11 protein-coding genes are annotated in these 17,514 nt (G+C 42.0%); all 11 read right to left on the bottom strand.

The window, feature by feature from the left end:
• Nucleotides 1-193: 193 nt before the first annotated feature.
• The 11 genes from QF028_RS29935 to QF028_RS29885 all read right to left on the bottom strand — a co-directional run bounded on the left by QF028_RS29935 (nt 194) and on the right by QF028_RS29885 (nt 17,497).
• A complete protein-coding gene (locus QF028_RS29935; protein WP_429471187.1) occupies nt 194-2,014 on the bottom strand; it encodes an ABC transporter ATP-binding protein in 1,821 nt (606 codons plus the stop codon).
• Nucleotides 2,015-2,022: 8 nt separating this feature from the next.
• Nucleotides 2,023-3,777, bottom strand: coding sequence for an ABC transporter ATP-binding protein (locus tag QF028_RS29930; RefSeq protein ID WP_429471185.1), 1,755 nt, complete (start codon nt 3,775-3,777; stop codon nt 2,023-2,025).
• Between the two features lie 282 nt (nt 3,778-4,059).
• Nucleotides 4,060-4,929, bottom strand: a complete 870-nt coding sequence (locus QF028_RS29925; RefSeq protein ID WP_429471183.1) for an ROK family protein — start codon at nt 4,927-4,929, stop codon at nt 4,060-4,062.
• A gap of 20 nt (nt 4,930-4,949) precedes the next feature.
• Nucleotides 4,950-5,858, bottom strand: a complete 909-nt coding sequence (locus QF028_RS29920) for an ROK family protein (protein ID WP_429471181.1) — start codon at nt 5,856-5,858, stop codon at nt 4,950-4,952.
• Between the two features lie 46 nt (nt 5,859-5,904).
• A complete protein-coding gene (locus QF028_RS29915; RefSeq protein ID WP_429471179.1) occupies nt 5,905-7,317 on the bottom strand; it encodes a glycoside hydrolase family 1 protein in 1,413 nt (470 codons plus the stop codon).
• 17 nt (nt 7,318-7,334) lie between these two features.
• Nucleotides 7,335-8,843: a response regulator gene (locus QF028_RS29910; protein WP_429471177.1), complete on the bottom strand. Its 1,509-nt coding sequence runs from the start codon at nt 8,841-8,843 to the stop codon at nt 7,335-7,337.
• The gene (locus QF028_RS29905) at nt 8,836-10,638 is read right to left on the bottom strand and encodes a sensor histidine kinase (RefSeq protein ID WP_429471176.1); all 1,803 of its coding nucleotides are present in this window, start codon (nt 10,636-10,638) and stop codon (nt 8,836-8,838) included. Before QF028_RS29905 ends, QF028_RS29910 begins: the two co-directional genes overlap by 8 nt.
• A 122-nt stretch (nt 10,639-10,760) precedes the next feature.
• Nucleotides 10,761-12,218, bottom strand: a complete 1,458-nt coding sequence (locus QF028_RS29900; RefSeq protein WP_429471174.1) for an ABC transporter substrate-binding protein — start codon at nt 12,216-12,218, stop codon at nt 10,761-10,763.
• A 23-nt stretch (nt 12,219-12,241) separates the two neighbouring features.
• Complete coding sequence (locus QF028_RS29895; protein ID WP_429472607.1) at nt 12,242-13,120, bottom strand: carbohydrate ABC transporter permease; 879 nt, start codon at nt 13,118-13,120, stop codon at nt 12,242-12,244.
• Nucleotides 13,121-13,279: 159 nt separating this feature from the next.
• The gene (locus tag QF028_RS29890; RefSeq protein ID WP_429471172.1) at nt 13,280-14,209 is read right to left on the bottom strand and encodes an ABC transporter permease; all 930 of its coding nucleotides are present in this window, start codon (nt 14,207-14,209) and stop codon (nt 13,280-13,282) included.
• Between the two features lie 177 nt (nt 14,210-14,386).
• The gene (locus tag QF028_RS29885) at nt 14,387-17,497 is read right to left on the bottom strand and encodes an alpha-mannosidase (RefSeq protein ID WP_429471170.1); all 3,111 of its coding nucleotides are present in this window, start codon (nt 17,495-17,497) and stop codon (nt 14,387-14,389) included.
• Between the last annotated feature and the right edge of the window lie 17 nt (nt 17,498-17,514).

Raw genomic sequence — 17,514 nt, 5'->3', positions numbered from 1 at the left:
GTTATTATTTCAAAAATTTATGAACCGCTCTTACTCGACCGACATAGCAAAATTTTTGGGCTGATAGGCATTATGAATGGCTCTTATCGACCACCATGGCATTTTTCTTTCTATGACGGGCTTTAAGAGCTCTTTTATCATTTTACAACCCCTCCACCTTCGTTTGCCTAGGTCCATAATTTGGTGTCAGCCATCACACCACATCAAGCATTTTGTATTGGGCTTTCACTAATTCATAATAAACTCCTTGTTTAGCCATCAGAGTGTCATGGTTTCCCTGCTCAAGAATTTTTCCATGATCAAGCACCAAGATTTTGTCGGCTTCCCTGATCGTCGATAACCTGTGCGCAATCATAATCGCTGTTCTTCCTTTTAATAACGTTCTTAATGCCTTTTGAATCTTGACCTCTGTTTCCGTGTCAATACTTGCGGTGGCTTCATCCAAAATGAGAATTTTCGGCCTAGCGAGAAGGGCTCTGGCGAAAGAAAGTAGCTGGCGCTCACCCACAGACAAGATATTGCCCCGCTCTTCCACCTCCGTTTGGTAGCCATTGGCAAGCTGGTTAATAAACGAATCGGCTCCTACTACCTTCGCTGCAGCAATCACTTCCTCGTCACTTGCTTTCGGATTTCCAAAACGAATATTTTCCAAAATCGTTCCTGAAAAGATAAACGTTTCCTGCAGGACCACACCAATTTGCGAACGAAGGCTGGCAATCGACAATTCGTGAATGGGATGATCATCGATTTTTACAACACCTGAGGTAGCATCATAAAAGCGGCTGATCAAGTTGGCAATGGTCGTTTTCCCGGAGCCCGTATGTCCCACAAGCGCGACCGTCTCCCCCGATTTTATGGAAAAAGAAATACCGTTTAACGCCCTCCGCGAGGCATCATAGGAAAACTCCACATCCTCAAAATCAATCTGCCCTTTAATAGAAGGGAGAACCAACGGGTTTGAAGCCTCCGCCACAATCGGCCTTTCATCTAAAAACTCAAAAATCCGCTCCGAAGACGCCATCCCGATCAGCAGCTGATTATACAGCTGACCAAGACGTGAAATCGGCTCCCAGAACATCCCTAAATAAAAGGCAAAGGATACAAACTCCCCGATTGTACTTTCACCGCCCGCGACAAGAAAAGCCCCGTACCAAATGAGAATGGCCGTCCCGATAGCATTGGTGATCTCGACAAACGGTCCAAACATGGCATTTTTATGGACAGCTTGTTTCCAAGTTTCAAAGTTTTCCTGGTTGACTCCCTTAAAAAATTGAATGTTTTCTTTTTCTTGGGTAAAGGCCTGTGTGACGCGAATTCCTTGAATACTTTCATTTAAATGGGAATTGAGCTTCGACTGGACGAGCCGAACCGATTGCCACTGCAGCCGGATCTTTTTTCGCAGGCTGGTGGAGATGAAAAACATAATCGGCAAAATCACCATAATCGCAACCGTTAATTTTGCATTCAAAGAAAATAAGATAATAATCGTCGCAAGCAATAGGAGAAAATCGGTTAATAGATTAATAACACCACTTGTAAACAACTCCTGCAATGAATTAATATCATTCATAATCCGTACAAGAATCGACCCGCCCGAACGCTGGTCGAAGAACCTGTGCGATAGGGACTGCACATGTGTAAACAAATGCTTCCGCAAATCATAAATGACATTTTGCCCAAGCTTGTTCATCCAACGGATTCTTAGCAAATTGACAAAATAGGATAAAACATACAGCCCTGGAATGATGAAAATCAGCTGGAGTAATAAGGTTGTATCTTTTTCAACAAGCGCCTTGTCAAGTGTATAGACGCCAATTAAAATCGGTATGATTAAACGGATGGATGTTGAAATGATCACAGCCATAAACGAAAGGGGCAGTAAATTTCTCGTATAGGGCTTTAAGTATTGCAGCAAGCGCCACATCTGATTCCAGTTAAACGATTTATCAATCACTTCATCCTGAGAGTAATGAAACCGCTCGAGGATTAGTTGTTTCTTTCGTTTTTCCTCCATGTTTTCACTTACCCTCCCGTCTTTTGCATAATGGCTGCCTGATCTTGATATTGAATGTTGTAGATGCGCCGGTACGATCCATCATGGGCAAGCAGCTGTTCGTGTGTACCACGTTCGATGATTCTTCCCTGATCCAGCACCAATATTTCATCGGCATGCTTTAGTGATGAAATACGATGGGCAATAATAAGCGTCGTTCTTCCCTTCATGACCTCGCGGAGGGCCTTTTGAATTTGAAATTCGGTTTCCATATCGACCGCACTTGTTGAATCATCTAAAATGAGAATCGCAGGATTCATACAGATGGCTCGTGCAATCGCAATCCGTTGTTTTTGCCCCCCGGAGAGCCCCATCCCCCGTTCTCCCAGCTTCGTGTCATATCCTTCAGGCAGCTCCATAATAAAATCATGGGCCTGCGCCCGTTTGGCCGCATCGATAATTTCCTCCATCTCCGCATCCGGCCTTCCGTAAGCGATATTTGCCTTGATGGTGGATGAAAACAGAAAGGTTTCCTGTAATACAACGCCAATTTGCGAACGCAGCATTTTCAACCCATATTCCTGAATAGGACGATCATCAATCCGAATTTCACCTGCAGTCGGTTCATAAAAGCGGGACAGAAGCTGAATGATGCTTGTTTTCCCGGAACCTGTTGCGCCAATAAGCCCAATTGTTGTCCCTGGAAGCGCGGAAAAAGTAATCTCCTTGAGCGCTTCTGACTCCTCCGTTCGATAGTGGAACGTGACCTGATTGAAGGCCACCTTGCCTTCCATTCTGCCGGTACTCCTGATGTCATCGCCGTCAAAAATCGTTTCATCCGCTTCTAATACTTCCAGAAGTCTCTCGCCGGAAGCTTTTGCCTGGGAGAACATATTGATGGTGAATCCCAGGTTCATAATCGGCCAAATAATATACCAAACAAGACTGTAAAAAGCGACAAGCTCCCCAGGCTTTAAGGCTCCATTGATCACCTGAAATCCGCCATATGCCAGTAGGGAGACAACGGAAATATTGCCGATCAGCTCCATCAGTGGGAAATATTTCGACCATACCCCCGACGTATATAGCTGTTTGGTCCTGTACTCTTGATTGGAGGAGTTAAAGCGCTTCATTTCCTCCTTTTCTTTGGACAGGGCTTTAACCGTATGGATCCCGTTAATATTCTCCTGCACCATTGTATTTAAGCGGCCGAACGATTCGCGAATCCCGCGGAATGCCGGATGGACGGCTCTGTCGAACTTATAAACCACCACACTTAAAAAAGGCAGCGACATCATCGTGACCAGAGTCAGGGAGACGGAATAATAGAACATCACACAAAGACTGGTGCCCACGACAATGACAAAGCGAAGGACCTCGCTAAAGCCGAAGGATACAAAAAAACGAAAACCTTCCACATCAGCGGTCAAACGGGACATTAGATCCCCCGTCTTTGCGTTATCGTAATAACTGAAGGATAGCCGTTGCAGCTTTTCATATAGGGCATTTCGGAGCAAATACACGGATTTAATGCCGAACATATCTGCCAAATAATGCTGGATGAAAGTAGAGAAGGCTTTTACCCCCATGATCACGATAAATCCCAAGGCAATCCACGGCACCCAGTCATATTTCCGCCCAAGCACGACATCATCAATGGTTACCTGCAAAATGACCGGATAGATGACGGTAATCGCAGCGACAAGCAGCATAAAGAGCAGCGACCAGATAAAATCCTTTTTAAAAGGAAGATAAAACGACTTTAACTTTTTAAAAACGAACATTTTTTCTTCCTTATGTAACCTGAAAATTTACATACCTTACATTTATATAGATTTAAGTTAGAAATATTTCGAAAATCGTTAAATTAGGTTGTTTAAATTTTTGATAAACTCCACCTCCTTTAGTGCCATAAACCGGCACCCATGTAAGCCTTTCCATTATTTTAGCAGTACGATCCCCTCCGTCCTATTGGCAAAAACATAGATTCATTGGTTAAAATAAAGTCTTTTGCCCACAAAAAAAAACGTACCACCCTTCGAGGTGGCACGTTTCTTCTATTAATATTATTTATTGCTTTCAGTCAATGCCTGATGGGCCAGCAAAAGCGCCCCTGTAATCCCTGCATCATTGCCTAAACCAGGGCTTACAATATATTCTGACAGCTCCGGCAATGAAACATAATTACGCAGAAATTCCTTCAAATGCTGATAGATAGAAGGGAATACCTGTTTCTGGTTCATGACGCCGCCGCCCAGGATAATCTTTTTCGGAGAAAGAATCAAAATATATTGCATCAGTGCCTGGGCGATATAGTAGCCTTCTAATTCCCATACTTCATTTCTGTCCACTAACTCAATTCCTTTTTGTCCCCAGCGCTCTTCAATGGCAGGGCCGGCCGCCAATCCTTCCAGACAATCACCATGGTACGGGCACCGCCCCTGATATGGATCCTCCGGATGACGCCTAACCAAAATATGCCCCATTTCCGGATGAGAATGCCCTTGAAGCATCTGCCCCTGAACGAGCGCTCCTGCTCCAATTCCTGTTCCAACCGTTATATACAAGCAGCTTTCCAGCCCTTTGGCTGCACCAAAAGTCGCCTCGCCTAACGCGGCGGCATTCACATCCGTATTAAATCCGATGGGAACCCCAAATTCATCCTCAAACCCTTGCACAAACGGATAATCCTTCCATCCTGGTTTTGGGGTAGACGTGATGTGCCCGTATATGGGACTTTCCCGGTTAACATCAATTGGACCGAACGATCCAATTCCAATCGCTTCGATCGGGTATTTTTTAAAAAATTCAATGACCTTCGGAATCGTTTCATCCGGGGTAGTGGTAGGGATTTGAATTCGGTCCACGATCGTTCCCTTTTCGTCTCCTACCGCGCAAACAATTTTTGTGCCGCCAGCTTCAATTCCACCAAGCATTCGCAACTCCTCCTAATCTATTATTCATTAAACCGGCCTGCACCCTTCAGGAAATGAAACAACGCCCCGATTAAGTTGGCATCATTACCAAATTGACACGCTTCCACTTTAATATCTAACGTGGAAATATCATCCCTTAACCTCTTCAATTCACGATTGATCCCGTCAATCACTTCCTGCCGCTTGCTGATGCCGCCGCCAATGAGGATTTTTTGCGGGTCCAAGGCATATTTTAAATTATAAATTCCGTTGGCGAGCCGTTTATATAATTCTGCAATACACTCTTTGGCAATCGTGTCACCTTCATCGGCAAGAAGAAATACTTGTTCACCGGTCAACGTTCCTTTTGCCAGTGATTTTCTCCTGGCAACCTCCTCCACTAACGCATGGGTCGAAGCAGTCTTGCTCCAGGTTTGATCAAGCGGATTTTTTGACTGTGGCCCCATGATCATGTAGCCGAACTCCCCGCCGTGAAGCGAAGCCCCGCGTAAGATCGATTGGTTAATGACGATACTGCCGCCAATTCCGGTACCTATGACAATACAAATATAGTATTCCGTTCCTTTTGCTGCGCCTAACCATCCTTCCGCCAAAGCGGCGCAATTGGCATCATTTTCTATTGATACCGGGAAACCCGTTCGCTCCCTTATGAGGTCAGTCATACAAACTCCATGTATATACGGAATCGCACTGGCACCGCCAATAAACCCCGTATTAACATCTACAGCACCGGGTGAACTTAAAGCAATGCCTTGCAATTCAAATGAATTCAAATATTCTTTTGTTACTTGGCTAAGTTTTTGCAAGAAACTTTCTAATCCTTCACAAGGAGTTGGAAACTTCCCACTTTCTAATTTCTTTCCTTCTTCATCCATAACAGCATATTTTATATAGGTGCCGCCCATATCGAATACCATGTACACTTTCATCCGACTCACCTTTATTAATCATTTTCGTCCTCTATCCATTGGATGGTTAAAACCCATTGTTTTCGGACAACTGTTTGTACCATTTCCCTGATTTTTTAACCGTTCGAGTTAAATGGTTCTTTAAATCTACTTCCACTAATCCATATCGATTTTTATATGCGTTCGTCCATGACCAGTTATCCATGAAAGTCCATAGGTGATATCCCAAGCAATTCGCTCCCTCTTCAAGCGCTTTATGCACCCATTTCAAGTGTTCCTGGATAAACTCAATCCGATAATCATCCTCAATAAACCCTCCCACATGACGGAACTTTTCTTCCCCTTCAACACCCATTCCATTTTCCGAAATAAAGAATGGCAGATTACTATAGTTGTCACGGAGGTCAATCATAATATCATAGATAACTTCCTCGCAGATTTCCCAACCGCGGTGCGGATTGATTTTCCGTCCTGGCATGATATACGGATCAAAGAGGTGTTCCGGCATAAACGGAGCATTCTCCGGCTCAGGCTCCTCTTTCGCTTTAACGCGGCGTGGCTGGTAGTAGTTCACGCCTAATAGATCAATCGGATTATTTCCAATCACTTCCAAATCACCGGCTTCCACGGTTGGAAGCAGGTCTCTTTCTTTTAAAATATCAACCAAGTCACTAGGATATTCCCCCTTTGTGACCGGATCAAGGAAGCTGCGGTTAAAGAATAAATCAGAAATATGGGCAGCCTTTACATCTTCGGCATCCTGACTTCGTGGATAAGATGGTGTGAGATTTAGGATAATGCCAATTTTCCCGTCAACCTTTAATTTTTTAAAGGCATCTACTGCCTTCGCATGGGCTACAATGGTATGGTGGGCAACCGTTGCCCCCCGTTTGAAGTCTGTCACATTAGGATAATGCCAATTATATAAATACCCGGCCTCAACCGGGACAATCGGTTCGTTAAAGGTAAACCAATATTTCACACGTCCGCCAAATAAGCGAAAGCAGGTCTCTGCATAATTCACATAGGCATCGATGACTTCCCGGCTTTCCCATCCGCCTTTTTCCTGCATGCACATCGGCATATCAAAATGGTATAAATTCATAAATGGTTCGATGTCATGAGCAATCAATTCATCGATGACCTGATTGTAAAAGTAAACGGCCCTCTCATTTACTTTACCGGTTCCATCCGGAATCAAACGTGACCATTGAATCGAGGTCCGAAAGGAGTTATGGCCCGTTTCTTTCATCAGCTGGATATCTTCTTTAAACCGATGATAGAAATCCGATGTATGTTCCGGGCCAACTTCATGATGAAAACAAGCAGGCTCTATGCTGTACCAATAATCCCAGATACTTTGCTTTCTTCCATCCATCAGCGCTGCGCCTTCCGTTTGCGGGCCTGATGCGGCACTTCCCCACCAAAAGTTTTTTGGGAAACGATAGGTAAGGTTATGTTCATGCAAACTAATATCCATTGTTCATCTCCATCTTTTTATTTAATTTTTCTCCATTCGCTTGGTGTGGTTCCGACACTTTTTTTGAACTGTTTATAGAAATAAGCCGTATCCGAATACCCGACCTTTTTGCCAATTTCACCTGCACGGTAATGGGTGGTTTTGAGGAGTTCCTTTGCCTTTTCCAATCGGTATCGGTTTAGGTATTCCGAAAAAACCGCCCCTACTTCTTTTTGAAATAATTGTCCCAAATATATGGCATTTACATGAAACTGCTGGCCCAAAGTTTTTAATGAAATCCCTTCATCATAGTGGGCATGGATATAATCAAGGACATTTTGGACAATCGGACTTCGATTATTGACTTGTTTGTGGATCGAAAAAATTAATTCCTGGCAATATTCCTTCAAAATGGCTTTCATCTCGTCAATATCAGAACTATACACTATTCTTTCGATTGCAGCTGTATGATAGGAGAGATCGTTCGGCTGCAACGAATAATGGATATACGAAAGTAAATCAAAGATATATTTTCTGGCAGCTGGTGGGGAGATAAAGCTGGAATTCTTGGTGAGATCCTGAAAAAATGAATCAATCCGTTGTAAAACTTCTCCCTCCGCTTTCAATAGCTGCTTTACAATCGTTTCTTTAAATTCTTGCTGTTTTTTTAATTCTTCATGCTTATCAATCGTCAAATGTTCGGAAAGAAGCACGTTTGGGCATGAATAAAGCTGTAATAAGCTATATTCCCTTGCTTTCATAAAACTCTCTTCTAATTCATCTACTGTTTTTACCGGCCTTCCCATCGCTAAATAGAACAAACCGGCCCCGCTTTTTTCATCTTTTAAATGCTCAACCAGGCCTTGGTTAAATCGATATAATTCCTCTTCCTTTTCGCTCCCCAAAATAATGACTAAGTCTTGATTTGGACTATATAAACAAACAGCTGAGCAATGGTCCTCAATAAAGCCTCTAATTCTCTTTAAAACCTCAACCCTGTAATAGTTTTCAAAGCTTAAAATAGAAACAGCATAATACGGCTGAGTAAACTGGATATCGTATAATGACAATCTTTCCAGACAGTCATTCTTCTCAATCTCCCCATTTAAAAACCGCCATAAGGTATTATCCAATAGGGTTGACGGTTCCTGTGCCTGATTACCTCCTGACACTACATTCATTTTCCGGCCTACATTTTGAATGGTCGTTAATAATTCTTCCTCATCCACAGGTTTGACTAAATAGTTTTCAATCCCTAATAACAGACCTTGCTTAATATACTCGAACTCTTGGTAACCAGTTAAAATAATACATTTCACCTTCGGCTGGATTTTTTTCGCTTCCTCAATTAAGTCTAAACCGGACATTTCTCCCATTAATATATCTGTAATAAGGAGGTCGACTGGATGTTCTTTAAGATAAGCAAGAGCCTCTTCCCCGCTCTCGGCACGCGACACAATTTCAAACCCATAGTCCTCCCAATCCAGGAGAGCTTGAAGACCTATCGTTATTAACGGTTCGTCATCGACAAGAAGCACCTTATACATAGCTGTTCCCTCTTACTGGAATAGAAAGTGTCACAATCGTTCCTTTATCTTTGATACTTTTCACAGAAATGCCGAATGTGTCATCATATTTCAGTTTTAAACGTTGATGGATATTTCTTAATCCAATTGAATCCATTTCATCTCCCTCTTCACAATTAAGATGCCGGACAATCATCGCAAGATCCTCCTCCGTTATCCCCTTACCATTATCCTCCACTGTGATTTCCAACGTTTCCTCAAGCTGAGTAGCACGAATGTGTAACTCATTGTCAGAACGGTCCTTTCTAAAACCATGAACAAAATAATTTTCAATGATTGGCTGCAAAATGAGCTTTTGCACGGGTGTTTGATCCACATCACTAGGTATATCAATATCGACCTGTAATTTGTTTGGGAATTTAAATTGCATTAATTTTAAATACTGATTTACATATTCAATTTCTGTATATAAAGGCACCGTGTCTTTTGACTCTAACGAGTAGCGGAATAGCTTTGATAAATGGAAAATCATCTTACTTGAAGTTTTTGAACCCTCTACGACCGCTACCATCCGTATTGCCTCTAACGTATTAAATAAAAAATGAGGATCGATTTGTGCCTGAAGCGCTTTCAATTCCGCTTGCTGCTGCTTTAAATTTAGTAGGTAAAATTGTTCAATATAATTATTCAATTCATCTAACATCGAATTGATATTGACGGCAATCCTTGATAATTCATCTTCATGTTTAGATTCTGGTATCCTGGCATCCAGATTTCCATTCTCAACCTGCCGAATAATCGAAACAATTTTATTAATACGCCTTGAATAATTTCGAGTAAAGGAATAGGAAATTAAAATTGAAATAATGATGAAGAATATAATAACTCCCCACATGGTTCCCCTGACAATCGTCAGCTTTTGCCACCCTCTATCTGGAATAACACTGACATACGTATAATCACCCTGGTTCGCAATGGTACTTATATAAAAATGGTCATTCTGCCACTTTATTTTTTTCTCATTTGTTTCAGGCTTTATCTGTTTGATCATATCTAAGGGAACATCACCCTTATTTACGGAATAGATGATTTTGCCCTCAGCATCCATGATAAAAAAGGAAGCAGGCACTCCATCGCGCTTTTTGACCATTTTGTCTAGACGATTAGTAGAATAAAATATAGTAATCTCACCTATTTTTTTCAATGTCACTGGATTGTTTACGACGATCTTTTTGGTAAAGGTATCTGTTAGTTGCCTGACTCTTGGAATACCATCCCCGCCAAACCTGGGAATCCCTTCTAAAAGAAGGGGGCCGCCCACATCCATGGAATGATCGATGATGCTTTTATTCCATCGTAAATATTGATAAATGAGCAGGTATTCTACAGAAGGGGTTTCCAACGAACGTAAACTGATCGCATTAATATCGCTATCTTGACCGAAATAGGCATTGAAATACGTATCAATATTATTCGGTACAAATGACTTTGCCTCCGAAAATTTATCGAGACGGTATTCCAAATATTTCGCATACCCGTTTTGAAGGGCAAAAGAAATATCGTCAATGACATCCCCTTTTACATAAAAATCCCTTTTAGATCGATTAATATCTGCATCTTTAGCGGAAAAGTAATCCTCTACCCGTTCCATCGTTCTGGTATTGACGTTCACTTCTTTTTGAATAATAACTTCGGAGTAATAGTTCGTAATCGTAACGATTAAAATAATGATGGTTACAATAATAGTGATAGATGATGCCAAGAATAGTTTATTAAATATTTTTTGAGTAAAACGTCCTTTTTTTCTTAATCCCATTTTGATGTCCTCAAATTACTTATTGTTTTTTCTAGTCTACCACTGGATACGAATCCGCAACAGCCTGCACAGTTTAAATAAAATCAAGCTGAGATTTTCCACCCAGCTTGACTTTTTTGTTATTATTTTTGCTTGCTCTTCCATTCGTCAAATTGCTTTTGAATTTCTTTTAAGACTTTGTCAATGCCAGCTTCTTTTAACTTCTTATTATATTTTGGCAAGTACTCTTCTGGGTCAACAGAACCTGTTGCCAATGCCGGATAGAATTCTTTTGAAATATTCGTAATCGATGCAAGCTCAGATCTTACTGGGTCGCTGTTAAAATGGAAACCAAGTGTTGGCGCTGTTTTTGCTGATTTGTTAAACTCTTCGAATTTATCCCACTTATCTTTAGGATCATTTTCATACAAATCCAAAATAAAGAAGTTTCCAAGTGAATAGGCTGGAACATTATAACGATCTACACGTGCTGGAAGGTCTTTAATCGATCCATCGTCATTTTTTTCGTAATGAACGCCTTCTATACCTTTGTCAACAAGGTTACGGAGGTATGGGTCAGTGTTAAGCAGTGTCAGGAATTCCATTGCTTTCTCAGGATTCTTGGAAGTTGCTGAGATGGCCTGAATGGAACCGGATACAGAATCATTAATCGTAATCGGATCTTCAGCCGGAACGGAAACAACATCATACTTAGCCGAGCGAGACCATAATAAATCAGCATATGGCTGAGAATCACCCATACGGACAAACCAGTTTTCTACATCCATTGGCCAGCTGTCTTTACTTGTCGCAGCATCTTCTTTAAGGAATCCAGCCTTATAATATTCATGCATGGTTTTATAGGTTTTCATGGTTAAATCAGTTTCAAATTGGTTAATCACATGGTCTCTATCGCCTTCCATAGCAAAGGCAAATGGCATTTCATTATTAAAGATATAATCGTATGGCAGATAGGCTTTAAATGTAGCCATTGGAGTTACGCCAGGTTCATTCTCTTTAATAGTTTTTAGCATCGGTTCAAGGTCTTCCAAGGTTTTTACTTTTGAAAGATCAAAGTGGTATTTGTCTACAAGGCGTTTATTAAAGGTATAAACCGATTGTCTTGCTGCCTCTTTATTAGTAGGGACGCCATAAATTTTTCCATTGACTTTAATTCCTTCTAACAGGGCAGGATTAAGAGTATCCTTAAGTTTTTTGCCCTCTTTTCCTAACATATCGTCAATGTCCTTAAATGCACCTTTTTGGGCATTTTGAACGTAAGAGGTACCATTCGTAAAGATGATATCAAAGGGTTCCCCTGAATTGATCATCACCTGTGATTTTTGATCCCAATCACCCCAGTCAATTTGCGTCATTTTTACTGTGGCATTGATTTTTTTCTTTGTGTACTTGTTGACTTCTGCAAAGACTTTTTCAGTATCTTTTTGCGGGGTTCCAATGGTGTACCATTTAATTTCATAAGGTTCGCCATTTTTTCCGCTTTTTTCGGATGTGGCACTGTCTTTGCTTGTGCATGCAGATAGAAGGGTTCCAGCTGCCAGTACGGATGCGAGAATAATGCCTAACTTCTTTTTCTTCATTCCTCTTCTCCTCTTTCTGTTGATTATTCTTTAACGCCGCCAATCGTCAGTCCGCTAATAAAGTACTTTTGAAAGAACGGATAGGAGACAGCAATTGGTAAGGTAGCGATTACAACCATAGCCATTTTGGCCGATTCTTGCGGAATCGTATCAAATAAACCTTTCTGCATGATCGCAACATCCATATTTTTTCTCATAAATTCAAGATTTGCCTCTATTTTCATGAGTAAAGCTTGAAGCGGCACCAGATTGGGGTTATCAATATAAAGCAAGGCTGTAAACCAGTCATTCCAATAACCCAGTGTACTAAACAAGGCAATCGTGGCAATCCCCGGTAAGGAAAGCGGGAAGATGATTTGGAAGAAGATCCTCCATTCACTTGCCCCATCGATTCTTGCCGATTCTAAAATAGATTCAGAAACGGACTTTATGAAGAAAGTTCTCATGATGATAATGTAAAACGCATTCATCGCAAGTGGCAGGATCAATGCCCAAATGGAATTTTTCAAATGCAAAAATTGGGTGACAACGATGTAAGTCGGCACTAGCCCGCCGCTGAAAAGCATGGTAAAGAATGCCAGGAACGTGAAAAATTTTCGATACTTAAATTGCGGTCTTGAAATCGCGTAGGCATAAAAGGTAATCATGAACACACTGATCATTGTACCGAAAATCGTAATAAAAATCGTGACACCATAAGAGCGGAAAAAGGACTCCTTCATACTCCATAGATAATGATAAGCATCCATGCTCCAATCCTTCGGGATCAGTTGAAAACCGTTCCTGACAATACTTTCCTCACTTGTAAACGAAATGATAATGACATAGATAAAAGGAAAGATACACGTAAACGCGAGAATTCCAAGCAGCACACTAATAATGGCATTTGCGGCCGGATGCATATGTTGAGGACCTCGATACTTTTTCCTGCTGATCTTAGCCTCAGCCTTTTTACTTTCTTCTACTGGTTTTGAAATAGCAAGCGATGAATGGGTTTGTTCTAGTTTTGGCATATCATTAGCCGCCGGGCGACTTTTCCTCCCTTCGTAAAGAAATGAACATTAAAACAAGGCACTTTCCTCATCCACTTTTCGGACAATGTAGTTGGTAATCATAACGAGGGTAAATCCAACAGCCGACTGATATAGACCTGCTGCCGTACTCATACCAATATCCCCCAGATTCATAAGACCGCGGTATACGAATGTATCAATAACATTTGTCACTCCATATAGAGCCCCCGAATCTCTTGGCACTTGATAAAACAATCCGAAATCCGAGTTGAATATCCGGCCAATATTCATAATGGTTAAGATAATCATTAATGGCTTAAGCATTGGCAAGGTAACATGTTTAATCTGCTTCCATTTTGAAGCGCCATCAATCATCGCTGCCTCATAATACGTCCGATCAATCCCAACGATGGATGCTAAATAAACGATACTGCCGTAACCTACACCTTTCCACATGCTCATAAACACGAGAATAAACGGCCAATATTTCGACTCGCTATACCACGAAACAGGGTCAACATGGAACCAGCCAAGAATATGATTTAACAAACCGTGTTCCGTACTTAAGAAAGTGAAGACAAAGTAACTGCCGATAACCCAAGAAATAAAATGCGGGAACAAGATAGAAGTTTGGTAAACCTTTGATAGCCTTTTATTGATTAACTCACTAAGCAAGACAGCTGTTGCAACCGCAGTTACAAGCCCTAATACAATAAAGACAAGATTGTAGAGTATGGTATTTCTGGTAATAATCCACGCATCATTCGTACTGAATAAATATTTGAAATTGTCCAAGCCAACCCATTCACTATTCATAACGCTGGCAAAAAACCCATCGGGATCAATCCGGAACTTTTTAAAGGCCAATACTTGTCCAAACATCGGCAAATATGAAAATAACAACAGCCAAATTGTTCCTGGTAACACCATAAGCAGCCAAACTCGATTTTTATAGAGATCGTTTAATATCCTTTTCATCTTTCTCCTCCCCCCGCTTGTTATGTAAGCACTTCCATATACTTATTCTATAGTGAAATGAGACCCATTTATAGTTGACTAATTTTGGATTAAGTGCAAAAATCTTAGAATTTTACAACATTTAGGCTAAAAAAGTCAACAACCGACTGGGGCAGCCCCAGTGGGTTCATTTTCGTCCTATAAAACTCGAAAAGTCTTAATCTCATACGGTTTGATTTCAACCTCAATCGGTGATGCAGACTCTTCTCCGATTGGTTCTTCCATCAAATTGGTCTCCACCCATGAGGTGATGCCTCTGGCAACATCCAGAGAAATCTTGCCTCTTCGTCCTTCATATTCGTGCAAGCGGATAATGATACCGTTACCATCATAAGCTGGCTTAATGGCATCAATCCAAACATGGTCCGAATCCATTTCCAGGAATGACTCTTCCTTTGCCCATTTCCCTTCGACAGCGGCAACAGGGTCGTTCAAATCCCACGCTTTCTCCACCGTCTTCGCTTTGCGCCATTCCCCCTTATGCGGATAAAGCGAATAAACAAACGAATGGGTTCCTTGATCTGCTTGTGGATCAGGATGAATCGCTGATTTTAATAAGGTGATCCGCATTGTATTTTCTTTAATGTCGTAGCCATATTTGGAATCGTTCAGTAAACTTACCCCATAGTCCGGTTCTGACAGGTCGGCCCACTGATGGCCGACCGTTTCAAATTTGGCCAAATCCCAACTTGTATTCCAATGGGTTGGGCGCTTCACATTTCCATATTGAATATCATAGACGGCCTCGGTTGCGCGGATATCCACAGGGAAGGCTGCCTTCAGTAATTTTCTCTTTTCATGCCAATCCACCGTTGTTTCAAAATCAATGCGGCGGTCATTGTGATAGAATACGACCCGCTGAGAAATTGCAGAATGGTGATACGTCCACTTGGCAAGAAGCGTAAACGTCAATTGACCATTTTCCACTACTTCAAATGTTACTAAATCACGGATTTCTTCCATTTTTTCTTGATAAAAGATATCTATATCCCAAGCATCATGGGCAAGCGGCTTATCTTCAAAAATTTGCAGGATATTCCCCTTTTGATTTTCAGCGAGAACTTGGCGATTGGCTTCCATATCAAACAGGGACGTCATTTGACCGAATTCATTCCATTCAACATGGTAATACGGTGTCTCTAATTTTCGATCCTGATAGATAAAATTCGATTTCGTTTCCTGAACGGTTACCACCGGCTCAAAATATAAAGTCTTAGCACCAAAGGATGGAAGGGTGTCGACCTCAATGAGCCAGCCGTTATCCCGTTTTTGATGGGTTAAGGTTTCCCCTTTACTGTTTTTCCAAACACCTCCGGCAAAGTCAGCAAATTGAGGTACCGCCACATTTTTCTTCCCCTGATGGTGGGTCGCGTTCACTAACACGACAGAGTGGTCATCCTGTTCGATTCCATGCTGGATGATACGGGTTTCAAGGTTTTCAACTAGGCGGTGCGCCTCCTGATATTCTTCCTTGGCATCTTCATACACTTCACGAATGGAGGAACCAGGAATAATATCATGGAATTGATTGCGCAAAATAATCTTCCAGCCATTTTTCAGCTCGTCATTTCCCACCCATTGGCCATTTTCAGAAAGCCACGAAGTCAGGAATTCGGCCCGTCTGTATAAAAGCTCCAATTTTCGATTCATCTGCTTCATAAATGCCTGGCTGGTATAGGTGCCTCTATGGTACTCCAGGTACAGCTCGCCATCCCATTTATGGATATAGCCATCCGCTTCCGAAACATTCCGGTGAAGCTTGTCAAAAAATTCCCCAGCCGTCGACGTTTTAACATTCGGCACCCCTGGCAGTGAATCAAATCTGCGGCGCATTTCAAGCATATGCCGGTTGACGCCGCCGCCGCCATCGCCATATCCATAGGAAAGAAGCAAATCTTTGGATAACTCCTTATCACGATAGCCTTTCCAAGCGCCATTCACCGTTTTCGCGGTAACAAAGCCATTATACGTATAGAACCAAGAGTCGGGGGAATTCCATGGCTCTGGCGTCGTAATAAAATGCGTTAAAATCTCCGATCCATCGATTCCTTTCCAGTAAAAGGTATCGTGCGGCATCCGGTTATACTGGTTCCAGCTGATTTTGGTCGTCATCATCGTTTTGATGCCTGATTTTGTTAAGATCTGCGGCAGCGCCCAGCTGTAGCCAAACACATCCGGAAGCCATAGATACTTACAATCGACGCCAAACTCTTCTTTAAAATAGTTTTTCCCGTGAAGGATTTGGCGGACAAGCGATTCGCCGCTGGGAATATTACAGTCAGCCTCAAGCCACATCGCGCCGCCGGCCTCCCACTTGCCTTCTGCCACTCTTTCCTTTATTTGAGCGTAAATCTCAGGATAATCCGTTTTGATATAGTCATAGAGCTGCGGTTGTGTTTGCAAGAATAAATATTCAGGGAATTGCTTCATTAAATGCAAGACCGTTGAAAAGGAACGAGCGGATTTCTCCCTTGTATTTTTTAACCGCCAAAGCCAAGCCACATCAATATGGGTATGGCCCACTGTGTGGATCGTGATGTCTGATGATTTGGTGAAGGACTGAATCGCTGCTGTAAGACTCTCCTCCGCCTCATAACAGGACTGATAAAATTCAGGACTGCCGGGCTCGGTCCAATTTATGAATTGTAGGGCATCAGAAATCAACTTTTTCAAAATAGTATAAGCGGAGTCCGACTCACTTGTTTCTTTTAACACCTCATTAGCGGCTAACAGCGTATAATAAAGGTTATCTACGCGGCGATCAAGCCAGCCGATCACGGCCATTTGCAGTTTAAATTCATTTTCTGTCGGGTTCCCTCCACCCTCAAGTCCCGACCAGAGCCTGAAATCCAAGCGCATCGGCCCCTTTGCCGTCTGATCATCGAAGAGAACTTCTTCATGGTTGGAATCGACACCTTGATAGGGTTTGCCATTGACAAAGAGGAGAGATTCAAAGCCTGAATTATTACCCCCGCCCGTTTTTCCAAACGAGAATAGACCGACAATCTGCCGATCGGCATATGGCAAATGAGTATCAATCTCTGCATGAAGCCATAAATAGCGATCGCGGCCTTTCCAGTAGTCGCCGATTTTCATCACATTTTGTTCATCATAGGCAGCCGGTGGATAGGCGCCGATTGCACCATCATCTTCTTGTACGTAAAATGGATTCATACCTACAAGGTCCCGGTACCGGTAACCCTCTAATTCCCTGATGCGCTCTTCAAATTTTCTTTCCGTTAAGAACATGTTTTCACCTCGTCATG

This window comes from Neobacillus sp. B4I6 (genome assembly GCF_050434045.1).
GTDB lineage: Bacteria > Bacillota > Bacilli > Bacillales > Cytobacillaceae > Neobacillus.
This window is presented reverse-complemented; position numbering and strand designations above follow the sequence as displayed.

Bases quoted from the DNA above. Each gene is read 5' to 3' on its own strand.
- QF028_RS29925 (WP_429471183.1), bottom strand. From the start codon at position 4,929: ATGCTTGGTGGAATTGAAGCTGGCGGCACAAAAATTGTTTGCGCGGTA.
- QF028_RS29915 (WP_429471179.1), bottom strand. From the start codon at position 7,317: ATGGATATTAGTTTGCATGAACATAACCTTACCTATCGTTTCCCAAAA.
- QF028_RS29910 (WP_429471177.1), bottom strand. From the start codon at position 8,843: ATGTATAAGGTGCTTCTTGTCGATGACGAACCGTTAATAACGATAGGT.
- QF028_RS29930 (WP_429471185.1), bottom strand. From the start codon at position 3,777: ATGTTCGTTTTTAAAAAGTTAAAGTCGTTTTATCTTCCTTTTAAAAAG.
- QF028_RS29895 (WP_429472607.1), bottom strand. From the start codon at position 13,120: ATGCATCCGGCCGCAAATGCCATTATTAGTGTGCTGCTTGGAATTCTC.
- QF028_RS29935 (WP_429471187.1), bottom strand. From the start codon at position 2,014: ATGGAGGAAAAACGAAAGAAACAACTAATCCTCGAGCGGTTTCATTAC.
- QF028_RS29890 (WP_429471172.1), bottom strand. From the start codon at position 14,209: ATGAAAAGGATATTAAACGATCTCTATAAAAATCGAGTTTGGCTGCTT.
- QF028_RS29905 (WP_429471176.1), bottom strand. From the start codon at position 10,638: ATGGGATTAAGAAAAAAAGGACGTTTTACTCAAAAAATATTTAATAAA.
- QF028_RS29885 (WP_429471170.1), bottom strand. From the start codon at position 17,497: ATGTTCTTAACGGAAAGAAAATTTGAAGAGCGCATCAGGGAATTAGAG.
- QF028_RS29900 (WP_429471174.1), bottom strand. From the start codon at position 12,218: ATGAAGAAAAAGAAGTTAGGCATTATTCTCGCATCCGTACTGGCAGCT.
- QF028_RS29920 (WP_429471181.1), bottom strand. From the start codon at position 5,858: ATGAAAGTGTACATGGTATTCGATATGGGCGGCACCTATATAAAATAT.